We start from the raw sequence: 18,995 nt of genomic DNA on the forward strand, positions 1-18,995 counted from the left end.
GCGCGTGAACGCTCGTTCCTTATAAATGTACGCATGCCTCATTTTCTGCCATTTTAATCCTTAAGTATTGATTTAGCGCATGGGCTGTGGCGTTTTTTTGGCGTTGATGTCAAAAACTTGCCACTTAGGTATTGCATCCCCATGTCACTGACTTACAATCAATACTATTGATGTAAACGAAGAAGTGTGACCTTGCGGGCATGATTACGATCCTCGATAACAATAACAACAGAGCAACCGGACTGGCTGCGGCATTGAGTTTTGTCGGGCAGCCGGCACAGGTGATTGCAGAGCCGGAGTTTTCCTCCGATCTATTCAGCAATCTACAAGAGCCAGTGGTGATCCTGGGTGCTCTGTCACAGCACAATCATGAGGTGCTGATAAAGTCATTGCCTGCAGTGCCATTTTTGCTGATTGGGGAAACCTTAAGGCCGCTGCTTTCCCTCGCCAATGTGATTGGTCTTATCACAGAGCCGTTTAGTCAGGAAGTGACCATGCAGCTGCTGCACGATTGTCAGCAATATCTGCGTATGTTGCCGGGCAAGTCGACTCAGCTTAATGATGCTAAGTCGTTTGATGGCCTGGTAGGTGATACCAAAGCCGTTAAAGAAGTGCGCTTTTTAATCTCTCAGGTGGCAAAAACAGATGCCAATGTATTGATCCTTGGCGAATCAGGCACAGGTAAAGAGGTGGTTGCACGCAATGTACACTTGCTATCCAACCGCAATTCAGGCCCATTTGTACCGGTTAACTGTGGTGCGATCCCCGGTGAGCTGCTCGAAAGCGAGTTGTTTGGTCACGAGAAAGGCGCATTTACCGGCGCAATCTCGGCGCGTAAAGGACGCTTTGAGCTGGCGCAAGGCGGTACGCTGTTTCTCGACGAAATAGGCGATATGCCGTTGCAGATGCAGGTTAAGTTGCTACGTGTTTTACAAGAGCGCAGCTACGAGCGCGTTGGCGGCACTAAGCCCATTCAGGCAGATGTCAGGGTGATTGCAGCCACACACCGTAACCTGGAAATCATGATCGAGGAGGGCAAGTTCCGTGAGGATTTGTTCTACCGCCTTAATGTATTTCCCATCGAAAACCCTTCGCTGCGCGAACGTGCAGATGATATTCCGCTTTTGCTCAAAGAGTTACTGCGCCGTGTTGCAGAGCAGGGCGGCAGTTCAGTCAAATTCACCGATCGTGCCATTGACAGCCTCAAGGCACATGGCTGGCCCGGTAACATTCGTGAACTGGCAAACCTGGTAGAACGCATGGCCATTATGTTCCCGGAAAAAGTGGTGGATGTCACAGACTTACCGGGTAAGTATCGTTATATCGATGTCGAGGCTTACGAACCTGAATATCCGGAAGAACTGCTTGAAAAAGATGTCTTTAACGAGCTGTTCAGTGATGGATTCAGTGATTTTGAAGATGAAGAAGAATCACTTGAACAGGCTAGCACCGAGCCAGGTCTTGGGCTACTGCCAGATGAAGGGATAGAGCTGAAAGAGTATCTCGCAGACATGGAAATTAGCCTGATCACCCAGGCACTTGAGCGTTATGATTATGTGGTTGCCAGAGCGGCAGAGATTCTGGGTGTACGCCGCACCACGCTGGTTGAAAAAATGAAAAAATACAACCTAAACCGCGACTAGCCATGATAGTAGGAAATAGAAGAACGGCGCTTTGATAGCGCCGTTTTTTATGGTTACAGAAAAGCTGCCTCTGTGTATCTTATTTTTGATTATACCAATTTGCTTAGTTAAGTGTTCTATTTTGAGGCGAGAAAATATGTTCGATAACTAGGCAAAAATTTTGCTATTTAGTTGTTCTAAATAAGAAGTTTTTAACACAGTTAGCGTCATATTTGCTCCTTCAAATTGAACAGGTATTAAGTGAAATTGGTATTACTCAACTGCGCTTTAATATCCAACTGCTGATACATCTCTAAAATCGGCGCTTTACAAAAGCAGTCGTCGTGATGGTCATTGACCATGCCACAGGCCTGCATGTGGGCGTAGACTGTGGTGGGTCCCAGGAATTTAAAACCCCGTTTTTTCAGATCTTTTGCGAATTGCGTACTGATCTCTGTCGTGGCCTGATAATCCTGCGGGCTATGGATAGTATTCACGATTGGCTCAAAGTTAACAAACTGCCACTGGTAGTAAGCAAAACTACCAAATTCTTGTTGTATCTCAATAAACCGCTTGGCGTTATTGATTGTTGCCTGGATTTTTAGTTTGTTACGAATGATCCCAGTGTTATCCATCAGTTTAATGACGTCGTCTTCTGTCATCGCCGCGACTTTATGCAGGTCAAATTGATGAAACGCTGCCCGGTAGTTGTCGCGTTTTTTCAAAATGGTGTACCAGCTCAGACCTGCCTGTGCCGATTCCAGCGTGATAAACTCGAACAGCTTAGCGTCTTCCAGTACGGGTTTTCCCCATTCCTCATCGTGATAGGCGACATAATCAGGCTTACTTAAATCGACCCAGTGACAGCGTGTGGTCATGATATTGTCCTTAATGGTGATGTTAGGTTGAGTTCAGTTTAGCGGATAATGAATGGCTGTACAAATAAACAGTGTCAAACTTTTGAAGGGTAATAACATATTATAATTTACTGAATTTATTGGCAATTAAAGTTGGCACATCAATTGCTTTATCACAGTATCTAAGTTTATGAGAGCAACATCATGGCATTAGCAAAAGTGATCAATCCACAATTTGTGCCAACCACTCAGTATAACCCTTGCTTGTTGCAAGAGGCGTACATGGGCGAGCTGAGCGATCTGCGCCAGCAGGCCAGCTGGTTGAGCCACCTGGTCGATACCATGCCAGCCGGTGTGGTGGTACTGGATGGTCAGGGCATGATAGCCAAGGCCAATCAGATAGCCATTGACATGCTGGGCGAGCCTCTGGAAGGAGAGAAGTGGTTCAGCATTATCCAGCGTTCTTTCTGTCCACAGCAAGATGATGGCCATGAAGTGTCTCTCAAAGACGGACGCCTGATCAAACTCGATATTACCGCTCTGACCCCGGAGCCCGGACAGCTGATCCTGATGACCGACTTAACGGAAACAAGACGCCTGCAAGCGCGTGTTGCCCATATGCAGCGCCTCAGCGCGCTGGGTAAAATGGTCGCCTCATTGGCGCATCAGGTGCGTACGCCTTTGTCTGCGGCCATGTTATATGGTGCAAATTTGGGCAGCAGCAAGCTTCCCGCACAGTCACGAGACAAATTTCACACTAAGCTGATGTCGCGCCTTAAAGACCTTGAAAACCAGGTCAATGATATGCTGTTGTTTGCTAAAAGTGGCGAGCAACAGGTGATTGAGCGCGTTTCAATGCAACAGCTTCTGAGCGAGGTCAAAGCCGGAGCAGATGCTATGGTTTCACTGCACAAGGCAGAGTTATCCGTGGTTTTGCCCGAGCCGGATATTGAAATTCTGGGCAATAAAACGGCGCTGGCCAGTGCCATCCAGAACCTGATCCACAACAGTGTGCAGCATATTGGCGGAGGTGCCAGAATAGAGATCTGTGCCAAACGTGAGGCTGGCACAGATACTGTTCGTATCAGCGTGTCTGACAACGGCCCGGGGGTTGACCTGAGCCAGGCAAGCAAATTATTTGAACCCTTTTACACGACTAAATCACAGGGCACGGGCCTGGGCTTAGCCGTTGTAAATTCCGTCGCCCATTCTCACAAAGGTCGGGTAGACGTCAAGAACAATGAAAGCGGAGGCGCATGTTTTAGCATGTTACTGCCTATTTCCAGCGAACATTCATCATTACAGGAGGCCGTATGAGCAACAAGATTCTGGTTGTAGAAGACGATGCCGGGTTGCGCGAAGCACTGATTGACACCCTTGAAATGTCTGGGTTTGAGTGCGTCGAGGCAGATAGTGCTGAGCAGGCAGTCATATTGCTAAAAGAGCAGACCTTTTCACTGCTGGTCAGTGATGTACAAATGGGTGCCATGAGTGGTTTGGATCTGCTTAGAACGGTGAAACTGAATTATCCTGAGCTGCCTGTGCTGATGATGACCGCCTATGCCACTATAGATGACGCGGTTGAAGCGATGCGACTCGGGGCAATTGATTACATGGCTAAACCCTTTGCGCCCGAAGTATTGCTCAATATGGTCAGCCGTTATATGCCTGAAAAAGAGAAAGAAACGGATGGCCCTGTCGTGGCAGACAGCAAAAGTCTTGAGTTGCTTGAACTGGCAAAAAAAGTGGCTCGCTCTGATGCCAGTGTCATGGTGTTGGGCCCCAGCGGTTCAGGCAAAGAGGTACTTGCTCGTTATATCCACGACCGTTCAGAGCGCGCCGAACAGCCATTTGTGGCCATTAACTGTGCGGCGATCCCCGAGAATATGCTCGAAGCCACGCTGTTTGGTTATGAGAAGGGCGCTTTTACGGGCGCGATTGCAGCGTGTCCTGGTAAGTTTGAGCAAGCGCAAAAAGGCACCATTTTATTGGATGAAATCACTGAGATGGACCTGGGCCTGCAAGCAAAACTACTGCGGGTACTGCAAGAAAGAGAGGTAGAGCGTCTGGGTGGCCGTAAAACCATTGAGCTGGATGTACGGGTGCTGGCAACCAGTAACCGCGACCTTAAAGAGGCGGTGAAGGATGGCGTATTCCGTGAAGATCTATATTACCGCCTCAATGTGTTTCCTTTGACCTGGCTGCCACTGGCAGAGCGCAGTGGTGATGTAGTACCACTGGCACAGCATCTGTTACAGCGCCATTGTGACAAAGCCGGAAAATTGACACCCTCGTTATCACAGTGTGCCAAAGACAAGCTGCTCAGTCATGCCTGGCCTGGCAATGTCAGAGAACTAGACAATGTGGTTCAGAGAGCGCTGATCCTGCAGCAGGGAACACACATTACTGCTGATGATATTTTTATCGAGAATTTTGCGCCTGCTGTTAGCGCACACGTGCAGCACAGCACTGAACAAACGGCTGTATTCTCTGCCCCTGAAGCCGAACCCGTCAGTCAGGCCGACATCAATATGGCTGAGGACGCTGAAGGCTTGAACTATAAAGAAGAGTTGCAGGACAAAGAGCATCAGATCATTCTGGATACGCTGAGCCGTTGCAACGGTAAGCGCAAAGATGTCGCCGAATTGCTGGGGATCAGTCCAAGAACACTTAGATATAAGCTGGCCAGAATGCGCGATTTAGGGTTACCCGTGCCGGCCTGACTTGCAAACCATATCATCCGGGCAATCACTGCCCGGATTTCTCTGTTTTCTTTGTCGAAACTTGTCACTGTCAAAAATTCGACCCACCTAATTTCTTTTAAGTTATTGAATTTTAGTGCGTTTATTTTGGCACGCTTTGTGCTTTATTAGAGTTATGTATAACTCACAAAGTGAGCCAGACCATGAAAATTCAATCTACCGGACTTTATCAGGAAATGCAGGCTATGGCCTCAGAGGCTGGCCGTGTCAGACCTCAGGACCCAAATAAGCTACCTGTTCAGGCAACGGCTGCAACGTCAAGCGCCCAGTTTGGTGACTTACTCAGTGATGCACTCAATACCGTTGCCGGATTACAGCGCGATGCCAAAGAAAAGGTCACTGCGGTTGAAATGGGTGATCGCAGTGTGTCTCTGGCAGAAGCTATGATTGCCAAAAACAAATCATCGGTGGCGTTTGATGCCACAATGCAGGTCAGAAATAAGCTGATTGAAGCTTATAAAGACATTATGAGCATGCCGGTTTAAACAGAGCTTAGTGGAGAGTAATCGTGGCTAACAATCAATCAACCGATCTGGCACTTGCTGATGGACAAACCGTTCCCGGTGCAGGTGGCGATGCAGATACGCAACAAGAGCAAAAATCTGGCTACTTTAGTGCTTTGAGCGGTGTTGATATGCTCCGCCAGATTACTTTGGTGATAGCGTTGGCCATCTGTCTGGCAATCGCGATTTTTATCATTATCTGGGCCCGTCAGCCCGATATGCGCCCGCTGGGCCAATATCCAACCGAAGAGCTGGTTCAGACGCTGGACTTTCTGGATGCCCAAAAAATCGAATATGACCTGGATGGTAACACCATCATGGTCGCCGAATCTGATTATCAGGATATCAAGCTGAGAATGGCCCGAGACGGGTTCAGTCAGGCGCCCAGCAGTGGTACTGATATTCTGATGCAGGACATGGGCTTTGGCGTAAGTCAGCGTCTGGAGCGTGAGCGTCTTAAGCACAGTCGTGAGCAACAACTGGCCCGCACCATAGAAGAACTGCAAGATATTAATCGTGCCAAAGTATTGCTGGCTATTCCTAAAGAAAACGTCTTTGCACGCCGCGAAAAACAGCCCTCAGCCACAGTGGTTGTTACCTTAAAACGCGGTCGTACACTGGACAGTGAAGAAGTGGACTCCATTGTTGATATCGTCGCGTCTGCTGTGCAGGGCTTGACCCCAGCCCGCGTCACGGTGACGGATCAGAATGGTCGCTTACTTAATTCCGGTTCTCAGGATTCGCTGGCTGCGCGCTCTCGCAAAGAATATGAAATCGAGCGTAAGCGCGAGCAGGAATACCTGGAAAAAATCGACAGCATCATGATCCCTGTGGTTGGGCTCGGTAAGTACACCGCGCAGGTTGACCTGACGATGGACTTCAGTGCGGTAGAAGAAACCCAGAAACGTTTTAATCCGGACTTACCTGCGGTGCGCAGTGAAACCACCTTTGAAGAGAATAATGTGGGTGGTCTGGCTGTGGGTATCCCTGGCGCGCTAACAAACCAGCCGCCGGTGAACTCCAATATTCCGGAAGTGGCAGGCCAGGGTAATGGCACGGGCACTACGCCGTCACGTATCCATAAAGAAGCCACACGTAACTATGAGCTGGATACCACCATTTCACATAAGCGTCAGCAAACCGGCGTGATCCGTCGCATCAGTGTCTCGGTCGCAGTGGATTATATGAACAAACCGGATGCCGAGGGCAATATGGTGATGACACCACGCTCTCAGGAAGAGCTGAACAACATTCGTCGCTTGCTTCAGGGCGGTGTCGGCTTCGACATGCAACGTGGTGATGCGCTGGAAGTAGTGACTGTGCCATTTGTTCGCGAAAACATCCTGGAAGAAGGCGACCTGCCGCTATGGGAGCAGGAATGGTTTATGAAAACCATCCGTCTGGTGATGGGCGCCCTGGTTATCATAGTGCTGATACTGGCTGTTGTCAGACCTATGCTGAAACGTCTGATTTACCCAGAAGATACGCTTGAAGAATACGATGAAGATGCACTAACCTCAGGGGTAGACCTTGGCGACAGTACTTTAGATATGCTAAACAATGACTTTGATGAATCAGCAGTTGGCTTCTCTTCCGATGGTACATTACAATTGCCAGACTTACATGGTGACGAAGACTTGCTTAAAGCGGTTCGTGCACTGGTTGCCAATGAGCCAGAGCTGTCTTCTCAAGTAGTTAAAGCATGGTTAACTGAAGATGAGTGATGAAGAACAAAAACAACTGCCGCCGGCATTTGATGTAGACAAACTGGATGGGGTCGATAAGGCCGCCATCCTGCTACTGAGCCTGACGGAAGAAGATGCTGCCCAGATATTGAAGCATCTGGAACCCAAGCAGGTGCAAAAAGTGGGTATGGCGATGGCGGCACTCGATGACTTATCGCAGGCCAAAATCAGTGCGGTGCACAACCTGTTTATCGAGCAGATCCAAAGCTTCAGTACCATCGGCTTCCAGTCAGAGGACTTCATTAAGAAGGCACTGACTGCGGCACTGGGTGAAGACAAAGCAGCCAGCCTGATCGACCAGATTGTGATGGGCTCAGGTGCTAAAGGCCTGGACTCATTGAAATGGATGGACTCCAAACAGGTGGCTAACATCATCCGTAACGAGCACCCGCAGATCCAGACAATCGTATTATCCTATCTGGAGCCGGAGCAATCGGCTGAGATACTTGCTCAGTTCCCTGAGAAGGTTCGCTTAGACCTGACAATGCGTATCGCCAACCTTGAAGAAGTACAACCCGCGGCACTGCAAGAGCTGAACGAAATCATGGAGAAACAGTTTGCCGGTCAAGCAGGTGCACAGGCTGCGAAAATGGGTGGCCTGAAAGCCGCTGCCGACATTATGAACTATCTGGATACCAACATCGAAGGTCAGCTGATGGACTCTATCCGTGAACATGATGAAGAAATGTCGCAGCAAATTCAGGATCTGATGTTTGTCTTTGAAAACCTTATGGATGTTGAAGATAGAGGTATTCAGGCGATTCTACGTGAAGTACAGCAGGATGTATTGATGAAGGCCATCAAAGGTGCCGATGACTCTCTGAAAGACAAGATCATGAAGAACATGTCTAAACGTGCCGCAGAAATGATGGCCGATGATCTGGAAGCCATGCCGCCAGTTAGGATCAGTGAAGTTGAAGCTGCGCAGAAAGAGATCCTGGCCACAGCCAGACGTCTTGCCGACTCGGGTGAAGTTATGCTCGGTGGTGGTGGTGGTGAGGAGTTCCTGTAAGCCATGGCTGAGAAAAAGTTATATCGTGGTAAACCTGTGAGCTCCGACGCCTTGGACGAACTGTTAGAAAACTGGCCGATCCCGGATGTAGAACAGGATCTGAGCAAGTATTCCGGGCGTTCAACCGCAATGGGGACGCCGCTTGAGGAGGTTTATCAGCAAAAAGTTAAACACGCCGAACCTGAGCCTGAAGAAGAAGCCGTTCCAACACTGACACTTGAGGAGCTCGAGCAGATCAGACAGGACGCTTATGAAGAAGGCCTTAAGCAGGGCCATGAACAGGGCTATATTGAGGGGTTTGACAAAGGCGTCAGTGAAGGCAAAGAAGCCGGCTACAAAGAAGGTGTCACGCTTGGTAAGGAGCAGGGCATAGAAGAAGCAAAGCCGCTCATTGAAGAGCGATTGCAGTCATTGTCTGCGTTACTGGATGCCACCCAAAACCCTCTGCGTCAGATAGATGAAGCCGCTGAAAAGCAATTATTGCAACTCGTCAATTTATTGGCAGAGCAAGTGATTTTTGAGCAGGTGAAGGCGCGTCCGGAGCTGATTTTACAGGCGCTGAAGAAAGGGATTGACGCTTTACCTTTGCATGATACGCAGATGCGGATCAATTTACACCCCGATGACCTGGCGCTGGTCAAAGAAGCATATGGCGAAGAAACCATTGCCGAGCAACACTGGCAGCTTGTGCCTGAGCCGACCTTAGAGCGCGGTGGCTGCCAGATCAGAACGCCGGAGTCCTCCATCGACTTAAGCCTCAAAAACCGTATCAGTGAGGTGCTTGGCAGCTTTTTACAGGGTAGCGGCGTAGACACCTGAGCCATACCATAGTGCGGTGTAGCTATCCGAGCATCGCACTAAACTAAATGTTGGTTAGCTTTTTGCATGAGTGAGATATCTGAATTTTTTCACCGATAGCAAATGACCGTATCCAGTTCGACACAACCGCCCCTGGCTGAACGCCTGCAAAAATTTCAAAAACATATCCAGCCTTATGGCGTAGCTGTTGCGGGCAGCCTGACTCGGGTAGTCGGCCTCACGCTTGAAGCGAGGGGGCTCAATGCCCCGGTCGGCAGTCAGTGTAAAATAGAAACCATCCGCGGATTTGTCGATGCCGAAGTCATCGGATTTAATCAGGACACCCTCTATCTGATGCCTAATGATCATATTTCTGGTGTCCTGCCGGGTGCCCGCGTGATCCCACAGATCAAAGAGGCTGGTTTGCCGGTGGGGATGAGCCTGTTAGGTCGAGTAGTCGACGGACTGGGACGCCCACTGGATGGCCTTGGACCGATTGAAGCAGAAACCCACCTCAAATTCGCTCAGGCAGCCATAAACCCGCTGGCCAGACGCCCAATCAAAGAGCCGATGGATGTGGGTGTACGCGCCATTAATTCCATTGTTACTGTAGGTCAGGGGCAGCGGATGGGTCTGTTTGCAGGTAGTGGTGTGGGTAAATCTGTGTTGCTTGGCATGATGACGCGCGGCAGTGAGGCGGATGTGATTGTGGTCGGTCTGGTTGGTGAACGGGGCCGGGAAGTAAAAGAATTCATAGATGAGATCCTGGGTGTAGAAGGGCGGCGACGCTCTGTGGTGGTTGCCGCACCGGCTGATGCATCGCCGTTGATGCGGCTCAAAGGCTGTGAAAGTGCAGTAACCATTGCGGAATATTTTCGCGATCAGGGGCTGAACGTGCTGTTACTACTCGACTCGGTGACCCGCTACGCCATGGCTCAGCGGGAAATTGCCTTGGCGGTGGGAGAACCACCGGCCACCAAAGGGTATCCGCCTTCTGTATTTGCTAAGTTGCCTGCGCTGGTAGAGCGCGCAGGTAATGGGGGCGAGGGACAGGGTTCAATCACGGCCTTCTTCACGGTACTGAGTGAGGGGGATGACATGCAGGACCCCATTGCCGATTCTGCCCGGGCCATTCTTGATGGGCACATCGTGTTGTCACGGGACCTGGCAGACAGCGGCCACTATCCGGCCATTGATATTGAAAAGTCGATTTCGCGGGTGATGCCGCAGGTGGTGTCTGAGAGCCATATGCAACAGGCTCGGGTGCTTAAACAGGTTTATTCTATGTACCAGCAAAATAAAGACATGATCACTTTAGGGGCTTATCAGCAGGGCAGTGACCCTATGCTGGATCAGGCCATCAACATGATGCCGAACATTAATGCCTTCTTGCAGCAGGGAATGAAAGACGTGCTGCATTATGACGAATGTCTGCAAGGTCTGGCACAACTTCTGGGACAAGGCTAATGGCAAATAACAAACTCGATTTGCTTTACAAACTGGAAAGCGAAAAAGAAGAAAAGCTGCGTATTAACTTTATTCAGGCTGAGCAGAACTTTCATGCCAACCAGCAAAAGCTCAAAGGTTTGAATGATTTTCGACTTGAGTATAGTCAACAGCTGCACCAAAAAGCCCAGCAAGGTTTATCGAGCGCGGGGTTTGGCCAGTACCACGCCTTTATTAACAAAATTGAACAAGCTATTACACAGCAGGCAAGCACAGTTGCAACGGCTAAGCGTGTGGTCGACCAGCGCCGCAAGCTATGGCTTGAGCAACAAGTTAAGGCCAAAGCAATTGCCAAGCTGATAGAGAAAAAAGCACTAGAGCATCAGCAAAAGCTGGCCAAAGCAGAGCAGAAGATGCTGGACGAGTTTGCCACCAATATTTTCATGCGGCGCAAACAAGCACAATAAATGGCCTGTTTTTTGCAATATCAACCCTGTAAATCAATTTAATCCGGTTAGCGGCGCAAACTTGCCGCATATGAAGGTGACAGTATGGTCAATGTTTCGCTAGAAGTAGCAATCAATAACGGAGTTTCGGCGAAGGGAAAGGATCAAACGGAACAGTCCGAGGACTCGGGCTTTCTCGCTATGTTGGCTCAGGCAGAGCAAGACAGTAGCGACGAGGCTCAACAGTCAGATACCGATGAGACGCAGGAGTATACTCCTTTGCCGGGAGGCCTGGACCGCCGTCTGGGTTTGGATACCAGTGACGTACCGACAAACAAAAAAGCTGCGCCGGACGAACCGTTAAAACTCGATGATTCTGAGCTACCTGGTCAGACAGTGGGCCAATCGGGCGCAGCTGCTGGCTCAAACAGCGATGCCGATGATCTGCTTGCTCAGATCACCTCATCCAATGCACAAAGCACTGACGTTGCACATAACCTGGCACCTGTGCCCAAGGCATTGAAAGACTATTTAGGCAAAGAAGCCCTGGTAACGCCACCTGAAGGTAAGCAGCCTGGCGATAATATCGGGCCGGTCGTCCCTGCGCCTGCAGGACAAGGCGATGAGGCTCTAGACCCTGAAATCGCTGATACAAAAGCGCCACTGGCAAGCGCAACTAGCCATGCAGTTGCGAAACCTATGGAAGGTAAGACGCTGGCTGAGAGCGTTGATGAGCAGGTGATTACCAAACGCGTTGAGCGAGTGGGACCGGTGATCACGCAACCAAGCGAAGCTGCTTTGCCTGCACAAGCGGATAATCAGCCTGTGAAAGGAGAAGCAAAGGCTGCCGGGCTTACAGAAGCGTTAAAGTCAGGCAGTACAGGCGATATTAAACACGCGGTAAACATAACGTCGACCGATGAGCAGAAGCACGCGGTGCAGACTAAGCCATTACAAGCAGAACAGGCATTGCCAGCGGGTAAGCCTGCGACCTCAGAGGTACCTCCAGTAACGGTTAACCCAGCAGGAGATAAAGAGGCGGTGCCGCGTGAGCAAGCGTCAGCACAAAGTGCAGCGCATAAATACGCGGGCGAGGCACAACCTTTGACTGGTAAAGTTACTCAGCGCTCTGGCGAGCAAATCGGCCCGGTGATCACAACGCCACAGGGCGATGAAGCCCAGGGGGCTAGTGCAGACAAGGCAAGCAAAACCCCCCAACCAGCTCAGCCTCAGCAGATCAGCAATGCAACCAGCACAAGTGATCTGAAAGGGATGGTTGACGCATTGACGCCGCAGCAAAAGCAGACACTGGCAACGAATCTTCAGTCTCAGCTGGACAGTGGTGAGCTGAGCGACCCTGAGCATCGCGCGAAAGCCGAACAGTTGCTGCAAGAGTTGGGTGTGAAGCCCCAATTGGCGGGAGCAAACAAAGCACAGGACATGGCCGCGACGGTGGCCAAACAGCCAGCTCAAACTGATCAGCAAGTGCAAAACAATAATACTGAGCAGCTTGCTACATCTGAAAAAGACAGCAAAGCCGCAAAAGTAACAGATCCGGTTTCACCAGATAAGGTGAACAAACAGAGCGCTGCGGTAAGTCAGTCGGCTGTGGGTAACGCAGAACAAAAATCGCAGCTCAAAGACGTGCAGCAGCAAGCAGTTGCAAGCGAGTCGCTCGATAGTGAACACCCAGAGTTAGCGCAGCTCAAAAAAGAGGGGGGGCAGTCTGAGCAGCAAAATTCGCAGCAGCGCAGCGCCGTGCCAGCACCCATAGAAAATATCTTTAAAGCCATTCGTGGCGAGCGTGTCGATGATGGGTTAAAGCATGAGTTTAATGAAGTACTGGCACAAGTTGAGCAGGTCCGTCAAACCCAGCAGGTTAACCAGCAAAGTGCAGTGAACCAAAAAGCCATGCAGACCGACCCTGCCGTCAGTCAGGCCATAAATATTGCAAGAAATGATGCGGTGAAAGCCTTACAAGAGCGCGTCAATATGATGCTGAATATCAATAACAAGGAAGCTGAGATCCGCTTAGATCCACCTGAATTGGGCAGTATGCAGATACGTATACGCTCTGAGGGGGAGCAGGCTCAGGTTAACTTTGTGGTGCAAAACCAGCAAGCCAAAGAGCAGTTAGAACAGTCCATGCCCAAGCTCAGAGAGATGCTTGCTGAGCAGGGGATCCAGCTCGGAGAAAGCAATATTCAGCAGGGGCAGGGGGGAGAGCAACAGCAACAGGAATCATCCCAAGGTCATGGAACACTTGCTAATAATGGCAGTGAAGCGCAAAATAACGGCCAACAATCAACAACTAGCAGACGGCAAAGTGATTCTGCAATAGATTACTATGCGTAACAGCTGCTATGATTAAGGTTACAGTGAGTTAAAGAAGCGCGACAATGGCAGAAGAAAGCGATTTAGAAATAGAAGAAGCCGGTGGCTCGAAGAAGAAATTAATCATTATTATTGCGGCTGTGGTTGTTGTTTTAGCCGCAGTTGCGGGCTACTTTTTATTTGCAGGGTCAGATGAGGCGCCCGAATCGCTGGCAGAAGAAACGACCGAACAGCAGGTACAGGCATCGCAGCAAAATGCTGCTCAAACGGGCAGTGCGTTGTATGTCGCTATGCCTCGTCCTTTTGTGTTTAACGTGCCAGGCGCGAGTCGCGACCGCATAGTGCAAATTAAAGTACAGCTGCTGGTGCGGGGCGACGTCAATGAAGAGGTGGCCAAGAAGCATATTCCTCTGATTGAGGGCACCCTGTTAAGTGTGTTTTCCACCACAACCGCTGATGAATTGAGTACCAGTGCAGGTAAAGAGACCTTACGTCTGAGCGCGCTGGATAAAGTGCAGGCCGCAATGGAAAGCGTTGAGGGCAGCAAGGTAGTTGAGCGTGTGTTATTTACCGGTTTTGTAATGCAGTAGGAAGAGTCAGTGAGCGACTTATTATCACAAGACGAAATCGATGCCTTATTGCATGGCGTCGATGAAGTCGAAGAAGAAGAGGTTCCCGATAGTGACGATGGCGGGACCAGTAACGCCTTACAATACGACTTTTCGTCGCAGGACCGAATCGTTCGTGGTCGCATGCCAACGCTGGAAATCGTTAACGAACGATTCGCCCGGCATATGCGGATCAGTCTGTTCAATATGATGCGTCGTACCGCTGAAGTGTCAATCAATGGTGTGCAAATGCTCAAGTTTGGCGAGTATATTCACACTTTGTTTGTACCGACCAGCTTGAACATGGTGCGTTTTCGCCCGCTTAAGGGCACCGGTTTGATCACCATGGAAGCCCGTTTGGTGTTTATTCTGGTAGATAACTTCTTCGGTGGTGATGGCCGTTACCATGCGAAAATTGAAGGACGTGAATTTACGCCAACTGAGCGACGTATTGTACAGATGCTGCTCAAGATTATCTTTGAAGATTACAAAGAAGCCTGGGCGCCGGTTATGGATGTATCTTTTGAATACCTGGATTCAGAAGTGAACCCTGCGATGGCCAATATAGTGTCACCGACCGAGGTTGTGGTAATAAGCTCATTCCACATTGAGCTGGACGGCGGGGGCGGAGACTTCCATATTTCCCTACCTTACTCGATGCTCGAACCCATCCGTGAACTGCTCGATGCCGGTGTTCAATCAGATACGGAAGATACGGATCTGCGTTGGAGTAAGGCCCTGCGCGACGAAATTATGGATGTTGAAGTTGAACTGTCTACACAGTTACTGGAAGTCGACTTGTCTTTGGAGCAAATTATGCAGTTGAAAGCGGGTGATATTATCCCCGTTGAAATGCCTGAGCATATCACTGTGTTTGTGGAGGAGCTGCCGACGTTTCGAGCTAAAATGGGGCGTTCCCGCGATAATGTGGCGCTGCAGATCAGTGAGAAGATTAAACGTCCTGAATCGGTTAAGTCTGAGCTTCACGTGTTTACAAAGGGCGGCAAGAAGCTGGACTCGGATGCCGAATTGGCAGAATTAGAAGAAGATCTGCACCTGTCTGAAGGTGTGGATTTGGATTGGTGATGAAGAAGTTAATTAAGGTAGTCAGTGCATGAGCGATGATCAAGATACAATGGACGAATGGGCGGCTGCACTTGCAGAGGCCGAGGAAGCTGACCAGGACGGTGCTGAAGCCGAAGTTGCAGAACTGGAAGAGTTACAGGACAGTGGCGCTAATCTGAGTGCGGATGAAAAGCGCAAACTCGATACAATTTTAGATATCCCGGTCACCATTTCGATGGAGGTGGGCCGCTCTAAAATTAATATCCGTAATTTACTCCAGTTAAACCAGGGATCCGTTGTTGAGCTGGACAGGGTTGCCGGTGAACCTCTGGATGTATTGGTTAACGGCACTTTGATTGCGCACGGTGAAGTGGTTGTTGTAAACGATAAGTTTGGTATTCGCCTGACTGACGTGATCAGCCAAGTCGAACGCATCAAAAAGCTTCGCTAGCAGCCCAGGGAATGAGTGTATTAATGTTCTCCAGTGTGGCTGCAGCGCAGCCACCCAGCGGGCTCAGCAGTGAGCTATTATCGGTTGGCCTGTCTTTGGCTTTGGTGGTGTTGGCGATTATCGGGTTGGCATTACTGGTTAAGCGCTTTAACCCAAATCTGGGTAACAGCCAGGATTTTAAAGTGATCCGCAGCTTACCGCTAGGCAGTAAGGAGCGCCTGCTGGTAATTGAAATTGACGATAAGCAACACTTGCTCGGTGTCACGCCACACAGTATCAATTATTTATATCAGTTAGAGTCGCCGTTAGAGGTGACACCCACAGCGCCTTTTGCTAAAGAACTTAGTCGCTTAATGTCCGGCGCAAATAACAATAAGAAATAAACCTATGGTCCGAATTCTTCTCCTCATCAGTGTGTTCTTCTTTGCATCAAATGCCTTTGCTGATGGTATTGAGGCTTTGAGCGTAACAACTAATCCGGATGGCTCTCAGGAATACTCAGTAACCCTGCAAGTATTGGCCATCATGACAGCACTGAGCTTTATTCCGGCTGCTGTGATTATGATGACCTCGTTTACGCGCATCATTGTGGTACTGGCGATATTGCGTCAGGCAATTGGCTTGCAGCAATCGCCGTCAAATCAGGTCTTGGTGGGTATGTCGCTGTTTCTGACCTTTTTTATTATGGCGCCAATCTTCAATCAAATTAACGACCGCGCCGTACAACCTTATTTGAACGAAGAGTTGACGTCGATACAGGCATTGCAAGAAGCCAAAGAGCCTATCAAAGCATTTATGCTTTCCCAAACCCGGATAAAGGATTTGGAAACATTCGCCAAGATAGCCGGTTACGATAAACTCGATAGCCCGGAAGACACGCCGTTTGTGGTCATTATTCCGGCGTTTGTGACCAGTGAACTGCAAACTGCTTTTATCATTGGCTTTATGTTTTTTATCCCCTTCCTGATAGTAGACCTGGTGGTTGCCAGTGTCTTGATGGCGATGGGTATGATGATGCTGTCGCCCATGATTGTGGCTTTACCTTTTAAGATCATGCTGTTTGTGTTGGTCGATGGTTGGTCTTTGATAATGGGCACGCTGGCGCGAAGTTTTGGTTTAGGAGTGTGACATGGAACCAGAAGTTTTTGTCGACATTCTCAGTGACTCGCTCTTTATTGTTATCAAATTAGTAACCGCAATTGTACTACCCGGTCTGATGATAGGTTTGGTGGTCGCGGTCTTCCAGGCTGCAACGTCGATTAACGAACAAACTCTGAGCTTTTTGCCCAGGCTCATCATCACCATTGTGGCACTGATTTTCGGTGGCCACTGGATGGTGCAGGTGCTGATGGACTTCTTCAACCAGTTGGTACTCCAAATCCCCGAAATTGCAGGGTAGTGCTATGGAGTACCCCTTCGAACTCATTATTCAGGCGCTCAGTGACTATATGTTGCCGTTTGTTCGGATCAGCTCAATGATCATGATTATGGCCGGTTTGGGTGCGCAAAGTGTGCCAACCCGAGTGAAGCTTGCCCTGTCGATTGTGGTAACCGTGGCGGTTGTGCCTGCTATCCCTCAGACTCAGTTTACTGATTTATTCTCCTTTGCCATGATTTTGGTGGTGATACATGAAATCATTGTCGGGGTGGCAATTGGCTTCGCCTCGGTATTGTTGCTAAATACCTTTATTGTTGCGGGTCAGATCCTGGCAATGCAAACAGGCCTGGGCTTTGCGTCAGTGGTTGACCCCGCCAATGGTCTGAGTGTACCTGCTGTTGGCCAGTTTTATCTGATCCTGGCTACGTTATTGTTTTTTGTCTTTAATGGTCATCTGATGATGATCAACATGGTGGTTTATAGCTTTCAGACTTGGCCTATCGACGGTAACTGGTGGGTGGCCGATAACTACTGGTTGATAGTGACCTGGGGGAGCTGGCTGTTTGCTACAGCACTGGCGTTGTCTTTGGCACCTTTAACAGCCATGCTGTTGATTAACTTGTCATTTGGCATAATGACCCGTGCCGCGCCGCAGATGAATATCTTCTCGGTCGGATTTGCGTTTACTATGGTGTCCGGTTTGTTGATTATCTGGGCAACAATGGGCAACTTTGTGATTCAATACGAGTTCCAGTGGCTGAAAATGACAGAGCTGATGTGTAACCTGATTGGTTGCACGGTGTAATCGAGTACCGGGAGTAAGAAAATGGCAGAAGATTCTGGTCAGGAACGTACGGAAGAACCCACAGACAAGAAAATTTCTGACGCCCGAAAGAAAGGCCAGGTTGCTCGCTCAAAAGAGCTGGGTACGACCTTCGTGCTCATCTTCTCAGCCGTTTCACTGTTGCTTTATGGACCTGACATTGCTAAAGGCCTGTATAACATGATGGGCCGGATGTTTACATTGAACCGCAATGAAACCTATGACACCACTAAAATGTTTTCTGTTTGGGGTGATGCATTTTCCGAGATCATCTTCCCGCTGTCTATGTTTGTGTTGATCATTATGGTTGCCGGGATCATTGGTAATACTTTGTTAGGAGGCTTTAATTTCAGCTGGCAGGCTGCGGCACCTAAGCCGAGTAAAATGTCACCAATGAAAGGCATTAAACGTATGTTTGGGCCCCAGGCGGCGGTAGAGCTGGTCAAATCAATCCTCAAATTTGTGCTGGTGGCTGGGTTTGCAATATTACTTATCAAGGTATTCTTCTATGAGATATTGCACCTGAGTATCGAGCAAATCCCAGGCAGCATTCTGCATTCGCTGGAAATTCTGGCCTGGATGTTTCTCGCACTGAGCTGCACTATGATCATTATTTCAGCCATTGACGCACCCTATCAGAGCTATAATCATCACAAACAACTCAAGATGACGCTGCAAGAAGTAAAGGATGAGTACAAGAACTCCGAAGGTGATCCCCAGATCAAAGCGCGTATTCGGCGCACACAACGGGAGATGTCGCAGCGACGTATGATGCAGGAAGTACCTGATGCCGACGTGGTCGTAACCAACCCCACTCACTATTCTGTGGCGCTCAAGTATGACACTGACAAAGCCGGTGCCCCTATGGTCATTGCGAAAGGGGTTGATGAACTGGCCATGCAGATCCGTAAAATTGCCAAAGGTAACGAAGTCCCGATTGTCGAGTCGCCTGTGCTGACTCGTTCTTTGTACCACACCACTGAGGTGGGCGACCAAATTCCACAACAGTTGTTTACCGCAGTGGCACAAGTGCTGGCCTACGTATTCCAGCTGAAAAAGTTCAACAAGGGACGGGGTAAACGGCCTGTTGCCCTGAATAAAGACCTGCCGATCCCCGATGAACTAAAACACTAAGCTAATTGGTA

The 18,995-nt window shown here is 49.4% G+C and carries 19 protein-coding genes; 18 read left to right on the forward strand and 1 reads right to left on the reverse strand.

Annotation, left to right across the window (positions count from 1 at the left end; translation table 11 throughout):
- Positions 1–200 precede the first annotated feature (200 nt).
- Positions 201–1,643, forward strand: a complete 1,443-nt coding sequence (locus L1285_RS15575; protein WP_235413117.1) for a sigma-54 dependent transcriptional regulator — start codon at positions 201–203, stop codon at positions 1,641–1,643.
- A 236-nt stretch (positions 1,644–1,879) separates the two neighbouring features.
- On the opposite strand, the gene L1285_RS15580 is transcribed toward L1285_RS15575, so the two are convergent.
- Positions 1,880–2,500 carry a DNA-3-methyladenine glycosylase I gene (locus L1285_RS15580; protein WP_235413118.1) on the reverse strand — a complete coding sequence of 207 codons (621 nt, stop codon included), beginning with the start codon at positions 2,498–2,500 and terminating at the stop codon, positions 1,880–1,882.
- 183 nt (positions 2,501–2,683) lie between these two features.
- Here L1285_RS15580 and L1285_RS15585 point away from each other — a divergent pair, with 183 nt between their 5' ends.
- From L1285_RS15585 to flhB, 17 genes are all read left to right on the forward strand, one after another.
- On the forward strand, positions 2,684–3,796 hold the full coding sequence (locus tag L1285_RS15585) for a sensor histidine kinase (RefSeq protein ID WP_235413119.1): 1,113 nt from the start codon (positions 2,684–2,686) through the stop codon (positions 3,794–3,796).
- Positions 3,793–5,202, forward strand: a complete 1,410-nt coding sequence (locus tag L1285_RS15590) for a sigma-54-dependent transcriptional regulator (protein WP_235413120.1) — start codon at positions 3,793–3,795, stop codon at positions 5,200–5,202. The genes L1285_RS15585 and L1285_RS15590 overlap by 4 nt, the downstream gene beginning before the upstream one ends.
- Before the next feature lie 182 nt (positions 5,203–5,384).
- Positions 5,385–5,726, forward strand: a complete 342-nt coding sequence (gene fliE, locus L1285_RS15595) for a flagellar hook-basal body complex protein FliE (RefSeq protein WP_010385672.1) — start codon at positions 5,385–5,387, stop codon at positions 5,724–5,726.
- Between the two features lie 20 nt (positions 5,727–5,746).
- Positions 5,747–7,468, forward strand: a complete 1,722-nt coding sequence (gene fliF / locus L1285_RS15600) for a flagellar basal-body MS-ring/collar protein FliF (RefSeq protein WP_235413221.1) — start codon at positions 5,747–5,749, stop codon at positions 7,466–7,468.
- On the forward strand, positions 7,461–8,501 hold the full coding sequence (gene fliG / locus L1285_RS15605; RefSeq protein ID WP_235413121.1) for a flagellar motor switch protein FliG: 1,041 nt from the start codon (positions 7,461–7,463) through the stop codon (positions 8,499–8,501). Before fliF ends, fliG begins: the two co-directional genes overlap by 8 nt.
- Positions 8,502–8,504: 3 nt before the next feature.
- Entirely contained in the window at positions 8,505–9,320 is an 816-nt protein-coding gene (gene fliH, locus L1285_RS15610; protein ID WP_046003915.1) for a flagellar assembly protein FliH, read from the forward strand.
- Positions 9,321–9,422: 102 nt separating this feature from the next.
- A complete protein-coding gene (gene fliI, locus L1285_RS15615; RefSeq protein WP_046003914.1) occupies positions 9,423–10,766 on the forward strand; it encodes a flagellar protein export ATPase FliI in 1,344 nt (447 codons plus the stop codon).
- Complete coding sequence (fliJ, locus tag L1285_RS15620; RefSeq protein WP_235413122.1) at positions 10,766–11,212, forward strand: flagellar export protein FliJ; 447 nt, start codon at positions 10,766–10,768, stop codon at positions 11,210–11,212. Before fliI ends, fliJ begins: the two co-directional genes overlap by 1 nt.
- Positions 11,213–11,296: 84 nt before the next feature.
- Complete coding sequence (locus L1285_RS15625; protein WP_235413123.1) at positions 11,297–13,546, forward strand: flagellar hook-length control protein FliK; 2,250 nt, start codon at positions 11,297–11,299, stop codon at positions 13,544–13,546.
- 44 nt (positions 13,547–13,590) lie between these two features.
- Positions 13,591–14,115, forward strand: a complete 525-nt coding sequence (gene fliL, locus L1285_RS15630; protein ID WP_235413124.1) for a flagellar basal body-associated protein FliL — start codon at positions 13,591–13,593, stop codon at positions 14,113–14,115.
- A 9-nt stretch (positions 14,116–14,124) separates the two neighbouring features.
- Entirely contained in the window at positions 14,125–15,219 is a 1,095-nt protein-coding gene (fliM, locus tag L1285_RS15635; RefSeq protein ID WP_046003911.1) for a flagellar motor switch protein FliM, read from the forward strand.
- A gap of 28 nt (positions 15,220–15,247) precedes the next feature.
- The gene (gene fliN / locus L1285_RS15640) at positions 15,248–15,649 is read left to right on the forward strand and encodes a flagellar motor switch protein FliN (RefSeq protein ID WP_054015623.1); all 402 of its coding nucleotides are present in this window, start codon (positions 15,248–15,250) and stop codon (positions 15,647–15,649) included.
- 11 nt (positions 15,650–15,660) lie between these two features.
- Positions 15,661–16,032 carry a flagellar biosynthetic protein FliO gene (gene fliO / locus L1285_RS15645; RefSeq protein WP_235413125.1) on the forward strand — a complete coding sequence of 124 codons (372 nt, stop codon included), beginning with the start codon at positions 15,661–15,663 and terminating at the stop codon, positions 16,030–16,032.
- 4 nt (positions 16,033–16,036) lie between these two features.
- A complete protein-coding gene (gene fliP / locus L1285_RS15650; protein WP_046003908.1) occupies positions 16,037–16,777 on the forward strand; it encodes a flagellar type III secretion system pore protein FliP in 741 nt (246 codons plus the stop codon).
- Between the two features lies 1 nt (position 16,778).
- Complete coding sequence (fliQ, locus tag L1285_RS15655; RefSeq protein WP_054015626.1) at positions 16,779–17,048, forward strand: flagellar biosynthesis protein FliQ; 270 nt, start codon at positions 16,779–16,781, stop codon at positions 17,046–17,048.
- A 4-nt stretch (positions 17,049–17,052) separates the two neighbouring features.
- Entirely contained in the window at positions 17,053–17,832 is a 780-nt protein-coding gene (gene fliR / locus L1285_RS15660) for a flagellar biosynthetic protein FliR (RefSeq protein WP_235413126.1), read from the forward strand.
- Between the two features lie 21 nt (positions 17,833–17,853).
- On the forward strand, positions 17,854–18,984 hold the full coding sequence (gene flhB, locus L1285_RS15665; protein ID WP_235413127.1) for a flagellar biosynthesis protein FlhB: 1,131 nt from the start codon (positions 17,854–17,856) through the stop codon (positions 18,982–18,984).
- Positions 18,985–18,995 lie beyond the last annotated feature (11 nt).

Origin of the sequence: Pseudoalteromonas sp. DL2-H2.2, assembly GCF_021532535.1 — a bacterium.
GTDB classification, from domain to species: Bacteria; Pseudomonadota; Gammaproteobacteria; order Enterobacterales; family Alteromonadaceae; genus Pseudoalteromonas; species Pseudoalteromonas rubra_A.

Bases quoted from the DNA above. Each gene is read 5' to 3' on its own strand.
- fliI (WP_046003914.1), top strand. From the start codon at position 9,423: ATGACCGTATCCAGTTCGACACAACCGCCCCTGGCTGAACGCCTGCAA.
- flhB (WP_235413127.1), top strand. From the start codon at position 17,854: ATGGCAGAAGATTCTGGTCAGGAACGTACGGAAGAACCCACAGACAAG.
- L1285_RS15580 (WP_235413118.1), bottom strand. From the start codon at position 2,500: ATGACCACACGCTGTCACTGGGTCGATTTAAGTAAGCCTGATTATGTC.
- fliP (WP_046003908.1), top strand. From the start codon at position 16,037: ATGGTCCGAATTCTTCTCCTCATCAGTGTGTTCTTCTTTGCATCAAAT.
- fliE (WP_010385672.1), top strand. From the start codon at position 5,385: ATGAAAATTCAATCTACCGGACTTTATCAGGAAATGCAGGCTATGGCC.
- fliJ (WP_235413122.1), top strand. From the start codon at position 10,766: ATGGCAAATAACAAACTCGATTTGCTTTACAAACTGGAAAGCGAAAAA.
- L1285_RS15590 (WP_235413120.1), top strand. From the start codon at position 3,793: ATGAGCAACAAGATTCTGGTTGTAGAAGACGATGCCGGGTTGCGCGAA.
- L1285_RS15585 (WP_235413119.1), top strand. From the start codon at position 2,684: ATGGCATTAGCAAAAGTGATCAATCCACAATTTGTGCCAACCACTCAG.
- L1285_RS15575 (WP_235413117.1), top strand. From the start codon at position 201: ATGATTACGATCCTCGATAACAATAACAACAGAGCAACCGGACTGGCT.
- fliO (WP_235413125.1), top strand. From the start codon at position 15,661: ATGAGTGTATTAATGTTCTCCAGTGTGGCTGCAGCGCAGCCACCCAGC.
- fliG (WP_235413121.1), top strand. From the start codon at position 7,461: ATGAGTGATGAAGAACAAAAACAACTGCCGCCGGCATTTGATGTAGAC.
- fliQ (WP_054015626.1), top strand. From the start codon at position 16,779: ATGGAACCAGAAGTTTTTGTCGACATTCTCAGTGACTCGCTCTTTATT.
- fliL (WP_235413124.1), top strand. From the start codon at position 13,591: ATGGCAGAAGAAAGCGATTTAGAAATAGAAGAAGCCGGTGGCTCGAAG.
- fliR (WP_235413126.1), top strand. From the start codon at position 17,053: ATGGAGTACCCCTTCGAACTCATTATTCAGGCGCTCAGTGACTATATG.
- fliH (WP_046003915.1), top strand. From the start codon at position 8,505: ATGGCTGAGAAAAAGTTATATCGTGGTAAACCTGTGAGCTCCGACGCC.
- fliN (WP_054015623.1), top strand. From the start codon at position 15,248: ATGAGCGATGATCAAGATACAATGGACGAATGGGCGGCTGCACTTGCA.
- L1285_RS15625 (WP_235413123.1), top strand. From the start codon at position 11,297: ATGGTCAATGTTTCGCTAGAAGTAGCAATCAATAACGGAGTTTCGGCG.